Here is a 17,239-nt window from a genome sequence, read left to right as displayed (position 1 = left end):
CGGTAGGCGGGGGTCATACTCGGTGCTCTTGTTCGACCCGTTGGTCGGCATCGTCGTGCGTGGCGCCGGATTCGGCCGCGTGCCGGGCGTGGGGTGGGTCGGGGCGATCCAGGTCGGCGGGATCGGGCTGGCCGCGGAAGCGGTGCCACAGCCGCCGGCCCGCCAGCAGCACCAGCACCGCCGCAGCCGACAGCGTGATCGCGAACAGGACCTTGCCGTAGGCGTTGGAATGCACAGACAGCCGCACCGGCTCGCCCAGCCTCAGACCGTCCGACGTCCGCAAGGTCACGTCGACAGCGACGCGTTGGGTGAAGTTCACCTCGATCGGAATCCGCAGCGGGAGGTAACCGGGCGGCAGTTCGATCTGCCCGACGTCGGTGACGTTCATCCCCGGCGGGGCATCCACGTGCACCCGCACCCGGATCGGAACACTCAGGCCGTTGTGCAGCGCCAACGGCAGCGGGCTGTGCTCGGTGGCCAGCGTGTACGAGCCGCCCGGGTTGACGATCGTGACGGCGCCGAACAGGTCGTTGATGGTCTTACCGACCACGGCCAGGCGCTCTTGCGCCAACCCGTTGCGGGAGTCGGGGGGTTCGGACTGACTCAGCGCGCGCAGCATGTCCTCGCGCAGCGGCGCCGTGTATTGGACGCCGGTCAGCCCGGTGCGGTCGTCGGTCATCAGTGCGGACGTCAATCCCGACAGCCGGCCGACCTGGCCGGCGATCGCGGCGGTGACGTCGTCGTTGAACTGCCCGCGCGCGGAGGCGTAGGCGCCGGCTTCCTCGGGGGGTTCGGTGTGCGACGAGGCGTCGGCGATTACCGCCGGCAGGGGGCGCGGCACCGCCAGACCGGAGCGGATGGAGGTGCTCAGCGCGGTGAGCATGACCTGCGCGTCGTCGGCCTGCAGGTTCCACGTGGCCGGCGGGACCAGGATCTGGGTGCGCGGCGCGTCGTCGGGCCGGAGCGCGTGCCAGAAGATCGAGCCCAAGGCGTCCTGGCGGCGCGCGGTCACCGAATCGTGCGCCAGCCGGACCGTCAGGGACGGGTCCAGGTAGGTGGGCACCTCGGGGCTGGATCCCGCGCCCGCCAGCGCGGCCCCGACGGCCGGATCGAACGGCGCGACCGCGACCTGTGGGGACAATCGCCGGGGCGCGGTGTCGACGGCGGTCTCCGAGGAGCCCTGCGCGTCGGCGGCCGACAGGTCGGCAGCGGTGATCGCGACCGTGCTCTCGTTGGCGCCGAGCAGCTTGACCGCGCGGTTGGTCAGCGGGGCATCGGGCACCAGCGTGGCGCCGCGGGTTGAAGAGACGTCCAGGATTTTGTCGACGATGCTGTTGCCGGTCGTGGTGGCGGTGGCGGTGAGGCCGGGATCGTTGACGCGCTGCAAGGCGTCCAGGTCGGTTTGTGCGTAGGGCAGCGGGGCCACGCAGGTCCGGCGCGCGAGCGCGCGCAGGCGGTTCAGCCATTCGGTCGCGGTGGCCTGTCCCGTGCCGGGATGGGTCGGGGTGCCCGGAATTTGAGCCGGGCCGTCGGGGGAATTGGACACGACGTAACCCGCGGTCATCGCGTTGACGGTGACCAGCAGGTCGGGGTCGATCGCCAAACACAGCGCGCGGCCGACGGCGCCGTCGGGGTCGACGTCGTGGCTGGTCGCGACCTCGGCCGCCGACAGGAGGATGTCGAGTCGGCCGCCGCTGGCCAGTGAGGTGGCCAGGTCGTCGTCGACCAGCCGGACCGGGATGGTTCCCCCGGGCACGCCGGGGGCCAGCCGTGGCCGATCGGCCAGCGGCCACAGCATGGTGATTCCCACGGGTTTGGAGGTATCGGGCGCGACGGCGGAGCCCACGTCGTCGGCGCGGTCGGGCGGCACCCCGACCACCGGCAGCAGGAAGCGCGCGTTGTCCAGCCGGGCGGGAGCGCCGTAGTCGGGCGTGCCGTTGACGTTGACCAAAACCGGATAGATGCCGGGCTTTTCGGCTCCCAGCGACGGTTTGGTCAGCGCGCGTAGCGGGGCCGACAGGGTGAAGCCGACCTTTTGCCCGCGCTGCAGTTCGGGCGCCACGGTGAGGAAATCGGCGGCCGCCTCGTACCGGTCGGTGTCGCCGTCCAGAGTGGTGCGCAAGCCCGCGGACGTGGTGACCGCGCCGGAGTGCTCGAGCCGGACCATCACGTCGCGAACGGGGCGGTCGCCGATGTTGATCACCATGCCGCTGACCGTCACGACGGGTGGACTGGTCGTGGTGACCACGTCCGGGGTGACCTGGTCGATGCGAACTCGCACGAACGGCGTCACCCCCGGCTCGCCCGCGGCCGCGGGTGGAACCACCGGCCCGGCGAGTACCGCGAGTCCGGCCACGATGCCGAGCACGGCCGCGATGCGCAGCAAGCGGGCCCGACGGAGAAGCGGCGCCGTCACGGCCCCGGTCCGTGGCCGTTCTTCCGGCCCGTGGCCGGTTTGTCAGAATGCCGGGTCCGCGAATGCGTCTGCGGGCGGCGCCGCGGCGCGCTGGGCGGCAGCGGGGGGAGCGCGGACGGGCCGTCGCTTTGCAGCTTGTCGATCAGTTCGTCGGCGACGCGGGCCAGGCGGCGTTCGTCGGCGTAGGCCAGCCGCGATGGCAGTTCTTGCATGGGCACCCAGGCCACCTCGGCGACTTCGAGGTCCTCGTCGGAGAGCTCGCCGCCGGAGAAGCGCATTAAGTAGTGGTGCACGGTCTTGTGCACGCGGCGGCCGTCGGTGACGAACCAGTAGTCGATGCGCCCGAGCGCGGCCAGCACGCTGCCCTTGATGCCGGTTTCTTCGGCTACTTCTCTAATTGCTGTCTGTTCGGCCGTCTCACCGAGTTCGATGTGGCCCTTGGGCAGCGACCACAACATCCGTCCGCGCCGGTCGATGCGGCCGATCAGGGCGGCGACCTGCGAGTCGCGCGGTCCGTCGAGCCCGTCGATGACCAGCCCGCCCGCGGATGTCTCGTGGACCGTGCGCAATCGCTCCGGCCCGCGGCGGGACCCGCGCGATCGGCGCGGTTTGGTGGCTGTCGAATCGCCGTTTACTTGACCGTTGGTCTGCTTCTCGGACGAAGCCGCAGCGCCACGACCGCGGCGCCGTCCCCGGCGCCGACGTGGTTTGCCTTGTTCGCCGTCCGACACCCAAGCGATAGTAGCTGGCACGGCATGCTCTCCTGGACATACTCGCCGCTGGGTGGGTGCGCGATGGCGCGAAGGCCATAGTGCCTCCGCCGCGTCAGATCGGGCCGATCGCTTGGGCGATGAGCCAGATTGGAACAAAGATGAGTACTGACAACGGCGCGGAGAGGCTACCCCAAAACATTCCACGGCCGATCTGGCCCGTCGTGCCGCCAGCCCGTGCAACAACAGCACCAAGCCCCACATACACGAGTAGAACGGGTACCGCAAGAAGAACCAAGATTAGCCAGGGCATGAAAAGCCAAGTGGCAAAGTCGATCACGAGGATATGCGCCAGGGTGACGAGAAAACTGACCGGCCCGTAACGGCCATTTGTCGGGTCAAAAGTCGTTCGGTCCACCAGCACCCCATTCAACGCATCGTTAGGTAGGCGTAAAACACCCCGCCGATGAGTACAAGGGCGGAACAGCTGGCGAGGCTAAGCGAAATACCGCGACTTCGCGACGATGGCGACCAAACCAGTGCGCCGCTGATCGACAATGACACCACCGTCGCAATAAGCGTGGCAGTCACCATCCAAGCGCGTTCGCCTGCGTACGCACTGTGCGTTTTGAACGGCCCCTTACCCAATAGCCATGAGGTGAGTATCAGTAACGCCAAGACACCTTGCACGACAAAAGGTGCAGATACGGTCGCGGTACGCCAAGCAGCGGCAGCAAAGAATGGCTTGCGAGTTGAAGACCGCATAGCTAACCGTCCTCACTTTGCGATCAGGCCGTAACTGCGCCACCGGCCGGCAGCGGAGGAACCGACGGCGCGCCCGTCACCGGGCCGAACTCCGTCGGGGGTAAAGCGGTGAGCACATCGTACTTTGGGTTCCATCCGCCGCTGTCGAACGGTGCAAATGCCTCACCGCCGAGCGGGCCGACGTCATGGTGTCGGGGCAAATTTAAAAGGGGCCCATCTGAGCTGCCGGATCGCGCCGGGTCGATAAGCACCGTCTGGGTCGTACCACCTGGTCGGTCTTGATACACCTCGAGGGAGGGGTAATTGGAGCGCGTGCCATTTACCTCCACACCGCCGGGTCCTGGTGTGAAGACCAAGTCACCGTTGACCGTCACCGTGTGGTCCATAAGCGGCCCTTTGGGATCGGCGGAGATGCCTGGCGCGAAAGGATTGCCGGCGTCGTATTTAATCCGAACCGACCCATCGGCCAGTTGAGTGACGCTGCCGGTAGGCGCGCCGACCTTCACCGGACCCGGCCCACCGGCCGAGGTTTCCTCAACCGAAGGGTTCTGCCTCAAGACGACGATGCCGTTTTCGTAGTCGATATATGCGGTCACCTTGGTGTCCTCTGGGTCGAAATTAGAATTGGGACCGCGGTTGTTCCCAAGATCTCGTTTCCAAGGCGGAAAGCTTCTTACGTCCCGCTGCTCGATCCACTGCGATACGCGCACCACTCCCTGGCCGGGCACTGGCCGAATCTTCACCACCTCGATCTGCGATTTGGCACCTTTGAACTTCGGGTCGTAGGTCTGCGGGTCAAGGGCTGCGGCCGTCGCCCAATCTGCATCTGAGGTGGGCTCGCGCCCGAATGCCTGCTTGAACGCCGCAATCTGATTGTGCAAGCGTTGCTCGTCTTGCTGCTGCTTTGCAGGCGTCTCCGGTAGGTGGGCGTCCACGCCCTGGATTAGCGCGGGGTCGTAACCGTCCTGCGTTCGTAGATTGCTCATCGAGGTCTGTAGATGCCGCGAATACTGATTGCGAATATCGTTGAGCTTGCTTAAGGACGCCTTAGTGTCGTCGATCGCATGCTGTTCGAGCCCGGTGATGTAGTGGTCGAGCAGCCTCCTATCCGAGGCGGTTAAGTCTGGAGTTTTCTCGAGCTCGACGGCCTCACCGATCTGATCGTCCAGGCCCTGCAGCGCTCCTTCGAGCCCCGAAATCTCACCCTTTCCCGATCGCTGGGCTTCGGCCAGCATGACCGCGATGTTTTCTAGATCGATCCCGATCTTGGGCAACTGAGCGGCCTGCACTCCGAGCGACGTTCTGGCGCGCCGCACTTCAGCGGCGTCGTTGATTGGATTCTCACCGTTCTCGTGCGTCCACGCCGTCTCGAAGTGGTCCTGTGCCTGACGGAACGCGGCTTCGGCTTCGGCCGTGGACCGGCCGGCGTCGTGAAACGCTTTCGCAAGACTCGCGATCTGGGCTGGGCGGCCGCTCTGCAATGTGCCATTGACCTTCCACGGGTCGCCACCCGCGAACATGATCAGTGCGCCCTTGCTTATGTACCGGAGATGCACTGCATCACCCCGCCGTTCACCCTTCTTGTCGGGCGTAACGCTACTACCGCGAAGCGCCAGGTCAACTCACCTTCGGCGCGCACCAGCCACGCCGTCGGCGGGTGCGAGGCTCCTCACACAGGCTTTTCGTCTCCTGCCGACTAGGCTGATCGAACGTGCCTGACGCCGCCCAGGATGCCGAACTGCTGACCGCCGCCGCGGTCGCGCTCAATCGGCATGCGCCCATGCTGGCCGAGCTGGGCTCCGCGTTCGAGGGCGCGGGCCACCAGCTCTACCTCGTCGGCGGTTCGGTGCGGGATGCCTTGCTGGGCAGGTTGAGTCCCGACCTCGACTTCACCACCGACGCGCGCCCCGAGCAGGTGCAAAACATCCTGCGGCGATGGGCCGACAACCTGTGGGACACCGGCATCCAATTCGGCACGGTCGGGGTCGGCAAGGGCGACCATCGCTTGGAGATCACCACGTTCCGCGCCGACACCTACGACCAGGTGTCGCGAAACCCCGACGTGCAGTACGGCGATCGCCTCGAGGACGATCTGGTGCGCCGCGACTTCACGGCCAACGCGATGGCCGTGCGCATCACGCCGGAGGGTCCGGGCGAATTCCTCGATCCGCTAGGCGGTTTGGCGGCGCTGCGCGAGAGGGTGCTGGACACCCCGGCCGCACCCGAGGTGTCCTTCGGCGACGATCCGTTGCGGATGCTGAGGGCGGCGCGGTTCGTCTCCCAGCTCGGCTTCACCGTCGCGCCGCGGGTGCGCGCAGCGATCGAACAGATGGCTTCGCAGCTGGGCCGGATCAGCGCCGAACGGGTAGCCGCCGAGTTGGACAAACTGGTGCTCGGCGACGACCCGACGGCCGGGATCGATCTGCTGGTCCAAACCGGCATGGGTGAGGTGGTACTCCCCGAGATCGGTGGCATGCAGATGGCCATCGACGAACACCACCAGCACAAGGACGTCTACCAGCACTCGCTGACCGTGCTGCGCCAGGCGATCGCCCTCGAAGACGACGGACCGGACCTGGTGCTGCGCTGGGCCGCGCTGCTGCACGACATCGGCAAGCCGGCCACCCGGCGCCACGAAGCCAACGGCGGGGTGAGCTTCCACCACCACGAGGTTGTCGGCGCCAAGATGGTCCGAAAGCGGTTGCGCGCCTTGAAGTATTCCAAGCAGATGGTCGAGGACATCTCGCAGCTGGTGTATTTGCATCTGCGGTTCCACGGCTACGGCGATGGGAAGTGGACCGATTCCGCGGTGCGCCGCTACGTCACCGACGCCGGCCCGCTGCTGCCACGGCTGCACAAACTGGTCCGCGCCGACTGCACGACCCGCAACAAGCGGCGGGCCGCGCGGCTGCAGGCCAGCTACGACCGGCTCGAGACGCGTATCGCCGAGCTGGCCGCCCAGGAGGATTTGGCGCGGGTGCGCCCCGACCTGGACGGCAACCAGATCATGGAACTGCTCGGCATCCCCGCGGGCCCCCAGGTCGGCGAGGCATGGCGGTTCTTGAAGGAGCTGCGCCTGGAACGCGGCCCGTTGAACACCGACGAGGCCACCGCGGAACTGTTGGCGTGGTGGCGATCTCGGGGGAACGCTTAGCGGCGGGGTTGCGTCCGACTAGTCGTGGACTACTGCTTGGCTGGTGATAATGGCGCGGCGGCGATCTGGCACGGCCAACCCGACCTCGACCTCGACGGTGACGGCCGCTTCGAATCGATCGGGATGGACTTCGACCATGACGGGCTGCGCGACGACGCGCTCGCCGATCTCGACGGCGACGGCGTCGTCGATCACGCCGTGCTCGACGTCGACAACGACGGCACGCCCGAGGCCTACTTCACCGACGACGGATCCGGGACGTGGGCGGTGGCGATGGACCGTGGCGGGCAACTGCGCTGGTTCGGCCTCGACGGCGTCGAGCACACCGGCGGACCGCTGGTCGATCTCGACGGCCACGGGCGTCCCGATGATCGGCTCCTCGATACCGACGGCGACGGACTGGCCGACCGGGTGCTGCGCTCCGACGACACCGGTGTGACCGGATACGTCGACACCGACGGCGACGGCAAGTGGAACGTCCGGCTGACCGACAGCGACGGCGACGGTCTCGCCGACGGCGCGAGCTCCCTATGAGGTTGCTGGCGTAGCGATTTCGCTTCAATGGCCGTCGCGATGGAACTCCGCCACATCAGCATCCCGTTTCTCGTCGCCGAGGCCGGCGGTGATCCGTGGTCGCTCAACGCCGGCCTGCAGGCCGGCCGCCCCGCACGGATCTCCGATCTAGCGCGAGCCTTCCGTGCCGCCGGGACCAGCACTAGCGAGGCCGCCGCCGCGTTCGACGCAGCCCGCCGGCGGTTCGACGCGGCGTGGAACCGCCGCAACGGCGAGCACCCGATCAATGACTCCGATGAAGTGAAACGGGTGTCCCGGTCGCTCGGTCTGCAAGCCGCGCAATTACCAAAGATCGCAATCGATTTGGAGGTGATTGCCGCAACGCTAGCCGAAGTCCAACGGGCGGCCGCGGGGTACATCGTCGCGCTGGAATACGACCTCGAAGACATCGACGACGAGGTTTGCGAAGCACTTTCCGACGGGAACCACTGCGGCGTCGACGGTCTGCGCGGGGAAGCCGTCGCCGAGACGAGGGCGATCGTGTTCGCGCTCGGCCAGATTCGCGATCGGTATGCGGCGGCACTTCGGGCGGCGCTGGACGGACTGCGAACCGACGGCGCCGACCCGGCCGAGGTCAGCGGCGTCGACGAGCTCCTGATCCCGCCGTCGGACACCAGCGCGGCTCGGGTCAAACGGTGGTGGGACTCGTTGAGCGCTAACCAGAAGCGGCTTTTGACCGATCAGCATCCGCCCGAGTTGGGCAACCTCAACGGGATCCCGGCCGACGTGCGGAACTCGGTGAACCAGGCGGCGATGAACGACGATCTGCGCAGGGTCGAAAATGCCGCCCGTCAGCGCGGGATAGTCCCGGACGCGCTTCGAGACAACGCGCTCAACAACCGGGATGCCGATGTGTTCGCCAACCCCGCAGAGTATGGCCTATGCGTCACCGACATCACCAGGTACCAGAACGCGGTGAAGACCAACGATTTCCTTAGCCGCGACGAGGGATCCGCGCCCCAGCACGGGCTCCCGATCATGTTGTGGGCCTACGACCCGCTGGCGTTCGGCGGCAAGGGCAGGGCGGCGATTGCGATCGGCAACCCGGACAAGTCCCGGAACACGGCCGTCATGATTCCGGGGACCAATAGCAGCGTCAGAGGAGGGTGGATGTCCGACGGCCCCGACGACGCCATCAACCTCTACCAGCAGTCGTTGAAGGCCGACCCTTTCCACACCACCGCGGTGTTGGCGTGGATGGGCTATGACGCACCGGAATTCGACCATCCGCATTGGCAGCGAACCCTCACCGAGCCGGCCGAACTGGAGCAGGTCGGCACTCCATGGAGGGCACGGCAGGCGGGGGCGCTGCTGGCCGCCGATGTCAACGGCCTGGCAGCAACCCATGAAGGGTCGACACCGAGTCATGTCACCGTCCTCGGGCATTCCTACGGATCCACGACCGTGGCCGATGCCTTTGTCAACAGCGGTATGCGCGCCAATGATGCCGTGCTAACCGGTTGCCCGGGAACCGATTTGGCGCACCGCGCCGCGGACTTTCGTCTCGAGGGCGGCAGCTTGTATGTGGGCGCCGCGTCGACCGATGCGATCAGTTGGATCGGGGAGTCCGGCAGCGGGCTGCCGAACGGGCTGAACAAGACGCTCGGGGGACCGCTGGGCCCGTGGGCCGGGCTGGGCGCCGACCCGGCCCACGAAGCTTTCGGAGCGGTGCGCTTCCGTGCCGAAGTCGCCGGCTCGCACAGCCTCACGCCATGGTTCACCGACCACGCGCACTATTACGACGTGGGCAGCGAAGCGCTGCACAACATGACGCAAATCGTCACCGGGCACGGCGATCGGTTGGCGGCCGAAGGCATGCTGGCGGCCGATCGAGCCCAGGCACGGATTGCGATTCCTCGCCAGGTCCACCTGCCGTGGGGGACGGTCTCGCTACCCCGCGTCGATATTCAGATGCCCATCGCCGTCGACCCGGAATGGGATCGCCCCGGGCGGGCCGTCACCAACGGGCATGGCTTTTAGGGCGATGGAGGCTGCGATTCGCCGGACCGACACCCGGTGAATTGACCACTGACCAGCCTGCGTTTAGGCTGGTCAAAAGGCCTTTAGGCCATCAGAGGCCGTACCGGTCGAAGTTCGGAAGGAGTGCCAATGTTCGTCAATACGGAGCAATTGCACTCGGGAGGCAACCAGTCCCACCGCGCTGGTGGGCACGCCCAAGAAGGGGCAGATCACCTCGCCGGCGGAACCCTGGAATCGGGGATGTTCGGTGACTTCGAAGCGGCCAACTCCTTCCACAACGCCATGACTACCGCGCACGGGCAGCACGTGAAATACCTGCAGGGCCATAGCGAGACGCTCACCAGTGTCGGAACGAAGGCACACCACGCGGCTAACGGGTTCACCAATATGGATCAGAACAACGCTGAAGAGCTGAAGGCGGTGCGGCCGAGTTCGGGCCCGTCGGCACTGAACGCCTGAGGAAAGTGCCGTGGCGGAAGAGCAGCGCTCTAATCCGGTTGCGGGTCGGTCCTTCGGGCAGTGGGTACCGGGCTATCCGCCTCCGCCACCAACACGCTCCCGGTTCTGGCCGGCAATCGTGTGGGGGCGTTTGTTATAGCGGGCGGCTGCGACAATAGTGGCTGTCGTCGCACTAATTGTGGCTACGGCCCGGTCGCAGGTTATGTGCCTCCACGACGAACACTCACGTGAACTAGCCACGGCGTATCGCACGCTTACCGCGAAAAGTAGTAGCGATGCCTTCAGCGAGCGCGAATAGAGTGCAGCTCTGAATGATGTTGGCATGAAGGATGCCGCTATGAAGAAGGTATGCGGGTGCGGGCGACCTACGTCCTAGCAAGCCAGGGTGATTGATCATTAGTCAGTTAGCTGCTCAACTATTGGAGCAGTCTCCGGGAAACAGTCTCGGAGGGGAGTGGGATTATGAGGAGGACGTATGGCGGGGGATTTGCCTCCAGCTTCGGGTGGGGGGCCAGCCGCGGGCCCGCCACCGAATCCAATGCACTGGCCACCAGCGTTCCCCACTCAGCCGGCACCACGCCCGCGGGCATGGTCGGCGATTATCCTGGCCGCGATTGCCGCACTGCTGGGCGCAGCAGCACTAGTTGTCGCGCTGACGCGGCCAGTGGGAAACTCTTCGACGACCTCCGCAACTTCTTCTACGACACCTTCGTACACTGCGGAGCAAACGGTGGTAGCGCACCAGAAGTTATGTGATGCATACAAGTTGGCGTCACGCGCAGTGGAGATAGAGACGCATGGGCCGAGTCCCGAACGCGCAGGTATTGCAGAGGTGAATGGCGCGATGATGCTAGAACGCGCAGTAAATGCGGCTCCCGCGTTATCAGCTAATGACCGCGCGACTGCCCTAGCGCTAGCCGATGCCTATAACAACATCGCAGCCGTCGCTAGCTTGAACGACAACTCACGGTGGCAGCCAGCATTAGATGATGCCAACGCTAGGGATGCTGCGATGAAAAGCGTATGCGGCGGCTAGGGCTGCTAAAGAGCGAGGCGCCATGACTGCTCGACTGCCGAGCTCGCGCCGGGTCCGCGACGGGATGCCATCGCCCCGAGCACCTTTGGGTTCCAATGCGTCCAAATGGACGTATGAACCCAACCAACGTCAACCCACGCAAAGGGCTAGCTTGGTCAGAGTACGCCGACGCGGGCAGGGGTTGGTGACGCGTAGATATGACTGTCTACCGAAGCCGGCACATACGGACGTCGCCGCGCGGTGAATTGCTGCCGGCCCCCCGCCTACCTCACTATTGAAACCGAAGAGGCACGGGCATTCGGTTAAAGCTACGACCATGTTGCGAACAATCGGGAGGGCAGATGGTGGGTGGCCTGCCCTCTCGCCTGCGTGAGAGGCCGAAGGTGCGCGGTGTGGGTTGACCTTCCACCCGGTACGTGGACAGCAGCACTAATCGGACCTTGGTGGCCCGCGCCATCGACAGCTCTGCGGGCCGGTGCGCAATATTGGAGCGAGGCTTGCGTCGAGCAACAGCTTTATTCGCAGACCCTCCGGACCCAGTGGACATTATTCGCGGCTCACAATCAGGGCCATACGGCAGACGACCTTATAGAGCGATTTCAGCAGGGTGAAAAGTTCCACCTCGACCTCGCTGAGAAGTACCAAACAAAGGCATCCGCGTTTAATTCGGCTGCTGACGCTACGGACTACGTCCGAAGCCGGTTGTCGGATATAGCGAATGCAGGTAATAAGGAAATCAATGACATCCTCGCATCGAAAAGACCGCTTCCGGAGAAATTAGCGGAAGTACAAGCTGTGCAGGTGCGATGCAACGCCGATGCAGGAAACGCCAGCCGGGACTCGGTGGACAAGATGATGGCGGCGATGCAAAAAATTCTCGATATTGACGGCGTAGGTGGTGATGCTCGCAGTTGGGCACGCGCGAACGGCTTCAATGTCGGCGACGCCTCGCCGCCGAGCCCGATCAGCTCGCACGACTTGAATACGTCAGTCAACCCAGGAGGTTTGGGCAGCGCGCAGGCGCCAGGAGGCGGTGCGCCATCGGGCGGGGGACCACCAGCCGCTACACCCGGGGGATCGGGGATAGGCGGCGGACAGGCTCCCGCCGGTTCTTCGCCGGGGGGCAGGGCGCCGGTAGGATCCATGGCCACAGGAATCGGTAATACGCAGGGGCCGGCAGGAGCGTCGCCGGGTCCGGGCGTCATGCAATCCTCGGGTGTTCACATGCCCGGCGGCGGCGGAACCGTTTCGTCAGGGATGCCAGGCGTACAAAGCGGCGGTATGTCCATGTCGCCGGCCGGCGTCGGCCAAGGCGGTCAGCCCAACCTGGCCCAATCCTTCACGTCCGGCTTCGCGACCGGCCAAGCGACAGGCCCTGGTGGGCAAGCGCTTTCGGGTGGTCCGCTAAATGCCTTCGACGGCGGGGCGCCGCAAACCGCGCAGGGTGTACCGGCAGTTGCGCCGACCGTGCCTAGCGCCGGAGCGTTCGTCGCGGGAACGCCTCCCGTCGACGCGCAGCCACCCGCGGCGCCCGCGCCAATGACAACTGGCGGAGCCACTTCGGTAACGCCTGCGGTCATGACCGGTAGTTCGTGGTCGTCGTCCGCGGCGCCAGTTGGCGGGTCCTCCATCCCATCAGGATCGTTGCCCGCCTACGGCTCTGACCTACGTCCGCCCGTCGTGGCACCGCCGTCCGTGCCGTCCGCCCCGGCTGGTCCGATCTCGGGCGCGCCGGTAGCACCGTCGCCGGCGTCGTCCCCGTCGGCGGGCGGACCGCTGGTCTCGCCGGTGGAGCGCACGGCATCCGGGGCAGCCGCCGCGCAGGCCGGCACGGGCTCGTCAGCGATGGCCAGCGCATCGGCAGCGTCCGCGGCAACGGGCGCGACCGCCGGCGCGACATCCGCAAGGGCTGCCGAACAACAGCGCCTCCAGCGGCTCGTCGATGCGGTCGCCCGCCAGGAGCCGCGCCTGTCGTGGGCGGCCGGGCTCCGCGACGACGGCACCACCACGCTGCTCGTCACCGACCTCGCAGGCGGGTGGATTCCGCCCCACATCCGGTTGCCCGCCCACGTAACCCTGCTCGAGCCGTCGGCGCGGCGCCATGACGCCAACGTCGTCGACCTGCTCGGCGCTATCACGGTTGCGGCCGCCCACCACGCCAACACCTATGTCGCAGAGCCCGGTTCCGACGAACCCGCGCTCAGCGGCGATCGGCCGGCTCGGTCGGCCGCGCCGCCGGTCGACGAGCTCGGCCCAACCCTGGTCGAAGCGGTGCGCCGACGCGACGGTCTGCCGCGAATTGCGCAGGCCGTCGCGGCGCCCGCGGTGCGAAAGACAGGTGTGCTGGAAAGCGAAATCGAAATGTTGCGCGAATGCGTCTCCGACATTCAGCACTCGGTCATGACTGCATATCCTCATCACGATCCAGCGGCCGTCGGGGATTGGATGCTTTTAGCGGCGATTGAGGCGCTGATCGACGGCCACGAATACCTTGCGAATTACCACCTGGCCTGGTTTGAGGCGATCAGCCACCGAGGTGGCTCATAGCGCATCTCGATCGTTGGGTGAATACCGTTCGCGGCGTCTTGTGCCAAAATGACGGTACGAGCAGTCGAAACTGCCTAATGGGGTGGAGGTGAGACGTGGGCGGCGGAATCAGAAGTGACCCGTTCTCTACCAACGGCCTAGTCGGCGGACCCCCGGCGTCGATTCCGAGGCCGGGTCCTGCTGCGCCGGGCGACCCATCGCCGGTCGGCGGTATGCAAGGGGCAATCGGAGCAGCCGGCAACGCCGGCGTCCCGCAAGACGCCGCCGACGCCGAAGCGGCCGACGCGGACCGCCGCGCGCACGCCGCCGATGCCGCGGCGAAGTTCCCGGCCAATGAGGCAAACGGGCAGCAAGAGATGCAGATGATTCAGCAAATGCTGTCCAGCGTGACGGGCGCCATGGGCGGCGCAATGGGCGGAGTCATGGGGCCGATGACTCAGCTTCCCCAGCAGGCGATGCAGGCCGGCCAGAGCGCGCTTCAGCCGCTGATGAGCGCCGTTCAGGGCGCGCACGGCGCCGCCTCCCTCGCCGACAGTGCGCACCTGGTCGACAGTGTCGGATCCGGCGGCGCCGGACTGGGCGGCGGCTCCGGTGGCGGCGCAGGCCTCGGCGGCGGCGGCACGGTTCCGGCCAGCTCGCTGGGCCCGCCACCCGTGCCGACATCGTCGCCGCCGACCACACCGGCTGGCGCCAAAGTACCGATCGCGCCGCCAACGGGCGGCATGCCCGCCATGCCCGGACAGACGGGAATGACCGGAATGCCGATGATGCCGCCGGGTGCTATGGGCGCCGGTGGCGAAGGCGGCAACAAGGACAAGCCGGTCGAAAAGCGGGTGACCGCCCCGGGCGTGCCCAACGGACAGCCGGTCAAGGGCCGCCTGACGGTCCCGCCGAGCGCGCCGGGCAGCAAATCCGGCGAGGCCAAGCCGACGGTGGTCACCAACAGGCCCAACCGCCGGATCGTGATCATGCCGTCCGAGGACGAACCGAAGGACTAGCACCAGCCGACCCACAGGTGAGTGGTCGGGTAGATCGCCCAGCAGTAGTGTCGCTACGTAATCGCGGCCGGCCGGCCCCAAGTCATATTGGGTTGCCCGTTATTGACAGCAGAACTGTCGATACGTGCATGCTATGAGGTACGTCTGCAGCGACCGCGGAATCCGCGGCCAGGAGGGTGTGGGAGTACTAGCTCGAGTGTCCGGCAAGGATGCGGCGCCGTGGCGGCGCACAGGTGGATTGGGGCGGGGACGTCGATGACCGATCCCCTGAGAATGCAAGCGGTCGCGGCGTTGGTCCGCGCCCATAATCTGTTTCCGGGCGCCCCGATCAGCCCGCACATCGGTGACGTGGCTGAGCAGACGCACGCGATGGCGCGCCACGCCGCGGGGCTACCGAAAACGGCGTCCGCACGCTCGGGCGCCTCGATAAAACTCCTGAACCACTCAAGCCACGCCGACCGGACGGTGGGGGACATCATCGCGGCGGCGCGCGCCGATCACGCGCACGCTCGGGCGGCGACGCGCGCGGTGCTCGACGCCGCCGAATCGGACGTGACCCCGGCCGCCGATACGCCTATGGGCCGGCGGGAGGCCATGGCGCGCACGGCGACACGGCTGCGGACCCAACACCGCCATGTCACCAAAGCACGACGGCGCGCAAAGCTGCTCGCGCGGCGACTGCGACGTCTGCACTACCCGCACGGGCGGTCGATGCATCGAAATCACTCCAGCGGCCGCCAAACAGTCTTGGCGGCCATCCGTAAAGCGCTGGATATCAAAGGCATTCATGATCCGGCGGCGCGCGCCCGCTGGGAACGCGGCATGGACTTGGTCGCCCGCCGCGAGTCCAACTACAACGCAAACGCGATCAACAACTGGGATTCCAACGCGGCGCGGGGAACCCCCAGCAAGGGCGCCTTTCAATTCATCGCGCCCACGTTCGCGGCCTACCACCAGCCGGGAACCTCGCGCGACATTCACAACCTCGTCGCGCAGGCATGCGCGTTCATCAACTACGCGATGGGCCGCTACGGGGTCGCGGTCGACGCGTCGAATCTCGCCGATCGGATTCAGCAGGCCGATCCTCGCCGATCACCCAAGGGGTACTGAGCATGCCGCTGAGTTTGTCTAATCGCGACCAGAACTCCGGGCACCTGTTCTACAACCGGCGGCTGCGGGCGGCGACCACCCGGTTCTCGGTCCGCATGAAACACGACGACCGCAAGCAGACGGCCGCGCTGGTGCTGTCCGTACTCCTCGTGGCCATCGCGTCGGGCTGGATGCTTCTGCTGAACGTGCTGAAACCCACTGGCATCGTGGGTGATTCGGCGATCATCGGCGACCGCGACTCCGGGGCGCTCTACGCCAAGATCGACGGTCGGCTCTACCCGGCACTGAATTTGACGTCCGCGCGACTGGCGACAGGAACGGCGAACCAGCCGACGTGGGTGAAACCCGCTGAGATAGCCAAGTATCCGACCGGGCCGCTGGTCGGTATCCCCGGCGCGCCGGCGGCGATGCCGGTCCATCGGGGCGCCACCTCGGCCTGGGCGGTGTGCGACACAGCGGGACGCCCGCGCAGCCCGGAAAGACCGGTCGTGACCTCGATCGCCGGCCAGCTCGACGCCTACGACCGCGCCACTCCGCTGCGCGACGACGCGGGGCTGCTGGTCACGTTCGAGGGCAACACCTTTGTCATCTGGGGCGGCAAACGCTCCCAGATCGATCCGGTCAACCGGGCGGTCACGCTGAGTCTGGGGCTCGACCCGGGAGTGACGCTGCCGGTTGAGATTTCGCGGGCCCTGTATGACGCGCTGCCGGCGACCGAACCGCTCGGCGTCCCGCAAGTGCCCCTGGCGGGGACCCCGTCGACATGGGTCTCGGGATCACAGGTGGGCGCGGTGCTGCAGGCCCAAACCGCCAGCGGCGGCAAGCAGTTCTACGTGCTGCTGCCCGAGGGCGTGCAAAAGATCACCAGCTTCGTGGCCGACCTGTTGCGCAGCGCCAACTCCTACGGGTCGACGGCGCCGCGCGTGGTGACCCCCGACGTGCTGGTCAACATCCCCGAGGTGACGTCGCTGGCCGTCGACTACTACCCGACCAAGCGTCTGAATTTCATTGACACGGCGGCTGATCCGACCACCTGCGTCGGCTGGGAGAAGGCGTCGACGGATCCGCGGGCGCGCGTCGTGGTCTATAACGGGCGCGGTCTGCCGACACCCTCTTACCTGGACAACCGCATCGTCCATTTGGTGCGTGACGACAACGACCCGGCATCGGTGGTCGCCAACCAGGTGCTGGTGTTGCCGGGCGCGGCGAACTTCGTGACATCGACCAGCGGCGTGGTCACCTCGGACTCGCGCGAATCGCTGTTCTGGGTGTCCGACAACGGGGTTCGGTTCGGGATCGCGAACGACGAGACCACGCTGCGGGCGCTCGGGCTTGACCCGGGCTCGGCGGTCCAGGCGCCCTGGCCGCTGCTGCGGACTTTCGCTGCGGGTCCCGCGCTGTCCAGGGAGGCAGCGCTTTTGGCGCGCGACACCGTGCCGCCGCTGGGCAAGGTGGCTGTGGTGACGACATCGGCGAAGCCGGGAGGCTAGA

The 17,239-nt window shown here is 66.6% G+C and carries 12 protein-coding genes; 8 read left to right on the top strand and 4 right to left on the bottom strand.

Annotation, left to right across the window (positions count from 1 at the left end; translation table 11 throughout):
* Positions 1 to 13: 13 nt before the first annotated feature.
* From W7S_RS25610 to W7S_RS25595, 4 genes are all read right to left on the bottom strand, one after another.
* Complete coding sequence (locus tag W7S_RS25610; RefSeq protein ID WP_008262457.1) at positions 14 to 2,416, bottom strand: hypothetical protein; 2,403 nt, start codon at positions 2,414 to 2,416, stop codon at positions 14 to 16.
* Positions 2,413 to 3,147 carry an NUDIX hydrolase gene (locus tag W7S_RS25605; protein ID WP_014386139.1) on the bottom strand — a complete coding sequence of 245 codons (735 nt, stop codon included), beginning with the start codon at positions 3,145 to 3,147 and terminating at the stop codon, positions 2,413 to 2,415. The genes W7S_RS25610 and W7S_RS25605 overlap by 4 nt, the downstream gene beginning before the upstream one ends.
* Positions 3,148 to 3,241: 94 nt before the next feature.
* The gene (locus W7S_RS25600) at positions 3,242 to 3,550 is read right to left on the bottom strand and encodes a hypothetical protein (RefSeq protein ID WP_008262452.1); all 309 of its coding nucleotides are present in this window, start codon (positions 3,548 to 3,550) and stop codon (positions 3,242 to 3,244) included.
* 364 nt (positions 3,551 to 3,914) lie between these two features.
* Complete coding sequence (locus W7S_RS25595) at positions 3,915 to 5,447, bottom strand: hypothetical protein (protein ID WP_008262451.1); 1,533 nt, start codon at positions 5,445 to 5,447, stop codon at positions 3,915 to 3,917.
* A gap of 155 nt (positions 5,448 to 5,602) precedes the next feature.
* On the opposite strand from W7S_RS25595, the gene W7S_RS25590 reads away from it, so the two are divergent.
* From W7S_RS25590 to eccB, 8 genes are all read left to right on the top strand, one after another.
* The gene (locus tag W7S_RS25590; RefSeq protein WP_008262448.1) at positions 5,603 to 7,045 is read left to right on the top strand and encodes a CCA tRNA nucleotidyltransferase; all 1,443 of its coding nucleotides are present in this window, start codon (positions 5,603 to 5,605) and stop codon (positions 7,043 to 7,045) included.
* A 24-nt stretch (positions 7,046 to 7,069) separates the two neighbouring features.
* Positions 7,070 to 7,579 (top strand): hypothetical protein, encoded by a 510-nt coding sequence (locus W7S_RS25585; RefSeq protein WP_008262446.1) that lies wholly within the window; start codon positions 7,070 to 7,072, stop codon positions 7,577 to 7,579.
* A gap of 39 nt (positions 7,580 to 7,618) precedes the next feature.
* Positions 7,619 to 9,598, top strand: a complete 1,980-nt coding sequence (locus tag W7S_RS25580) for an alpha/beta hydrolase (RefSeq protein ID WP_036429859.1) — start codon at positions 7,619 to 7,621, stop codon at positions 9,596 to 9,598.
* Between the two features lie 129 nt (positions 9,599 to 9,727).
* Entirely contained in the window at positions 9,728 to 10,057 is a 330-nt protein-coding gene (locus tag W7S_RS25575) for a DUF2563 family protein (protein ID WP_008262442.1), read from the top strand.
* A gap of 1,426 nt (positions 10,058 to 11,483) precedes the next feature.
* Positions 11,484 to 13,640, top strand: coding sequence for a DUF5631 domain-containing protein (locus W7S_RS27935; RefSeq protein ID WP_168160327.1), 2,157 nt, complete (start codon positions 11,484 to 11,486; stop codon positions 13,638 to 13,640).
* Positions 13,641 to 13,852: 212 nt separating this feature from the next.
* On the top strand, positions 13,853 to 14,638 hold the full coding sequence (locus tag W7S_RS25565) for a hypothetical protein (RefSeq protein ID WP_008262436.1): 786 nt from the start codon (positions 13,853 to 13,855) through the stop codon (positions 14,636 to 14,638).
* Between the two features lie 273 nt (positions 14,639 to 14,911).
* Positions 14,912 to 15,748, top strand: coding sequence for a transglycosylase (locus tag W7S_RS25560; RefSeq protein ID WP_008262435.1), 837 nt, complete (start codon positions 14,912 to 14,914; stop codon positions 15,746 to 15,748).
* Between the two features lie 2 nt (positions 15,749 to 15,750).
* Positions 15,751 to 17,238 (top strand): type VII secretion protein EccB, encoded by a 1,488-nt coding sequence (gene eccB / locus W7S_RS25555; protein ID WP_014712599.1) that lies wholly within the window; start codon positions 15,751 to 15,753, stop codon positions 17,236 to 17,238.
* Position 17,239 lies beyond the last annotated feature (1 nt).

The organism is Mycobacterium sp. MOTT36Y, from assembly GCF_000262165.1.
Lineage (GTDB): Bacteria > Actinomycetota > Actinomycetes > Mycobacteriales > Mycobacteriaceae > Mycobacterium > Mycobacterium intracellulare.
The sequence above is the reverse complement of the archived record's forward strand: the minus strand, read 5'-3'. Positions and strand labels throughout refer to the sequence as shown.

Coding starts and splice junctions, on each gene's coding strand:
- W7S_RS25580 (WP_036429859.1), top strand. CDS start 7,619: ATGGAACTCCGCCACATCAGCATCCCGTTTCTCGTCGCCGAGGCCGGC.
- W7S_RS25575 (WP_008262442.1), top strand. CDS start 9,728: ATGTTCGTCAATACGGAGCAATTGCACTCGGGAGGCAACCAGTCCCAC.
- W7S_RS25565 (WP_008262436.1), top strand. CDS start 13,853: ATGCAAGGGGCAATCGGAGCAGCCGGCAACGCCGGCGTCCCGCAAGAC.
- W7S_RS25560 (WP_008262435.1), top strand. CDS start 14,912: ATGCAAGCGGTCGCGGCGTTGGTCCGCGCCCATAATCTGTTTCCGGGC.
- eccB (WP_014712599.1), top strand. CDS start 15,751: ATGCCGCTGAGTTTGTCTAATCGCGACCAGAACTCCGGGCACCTGTTC.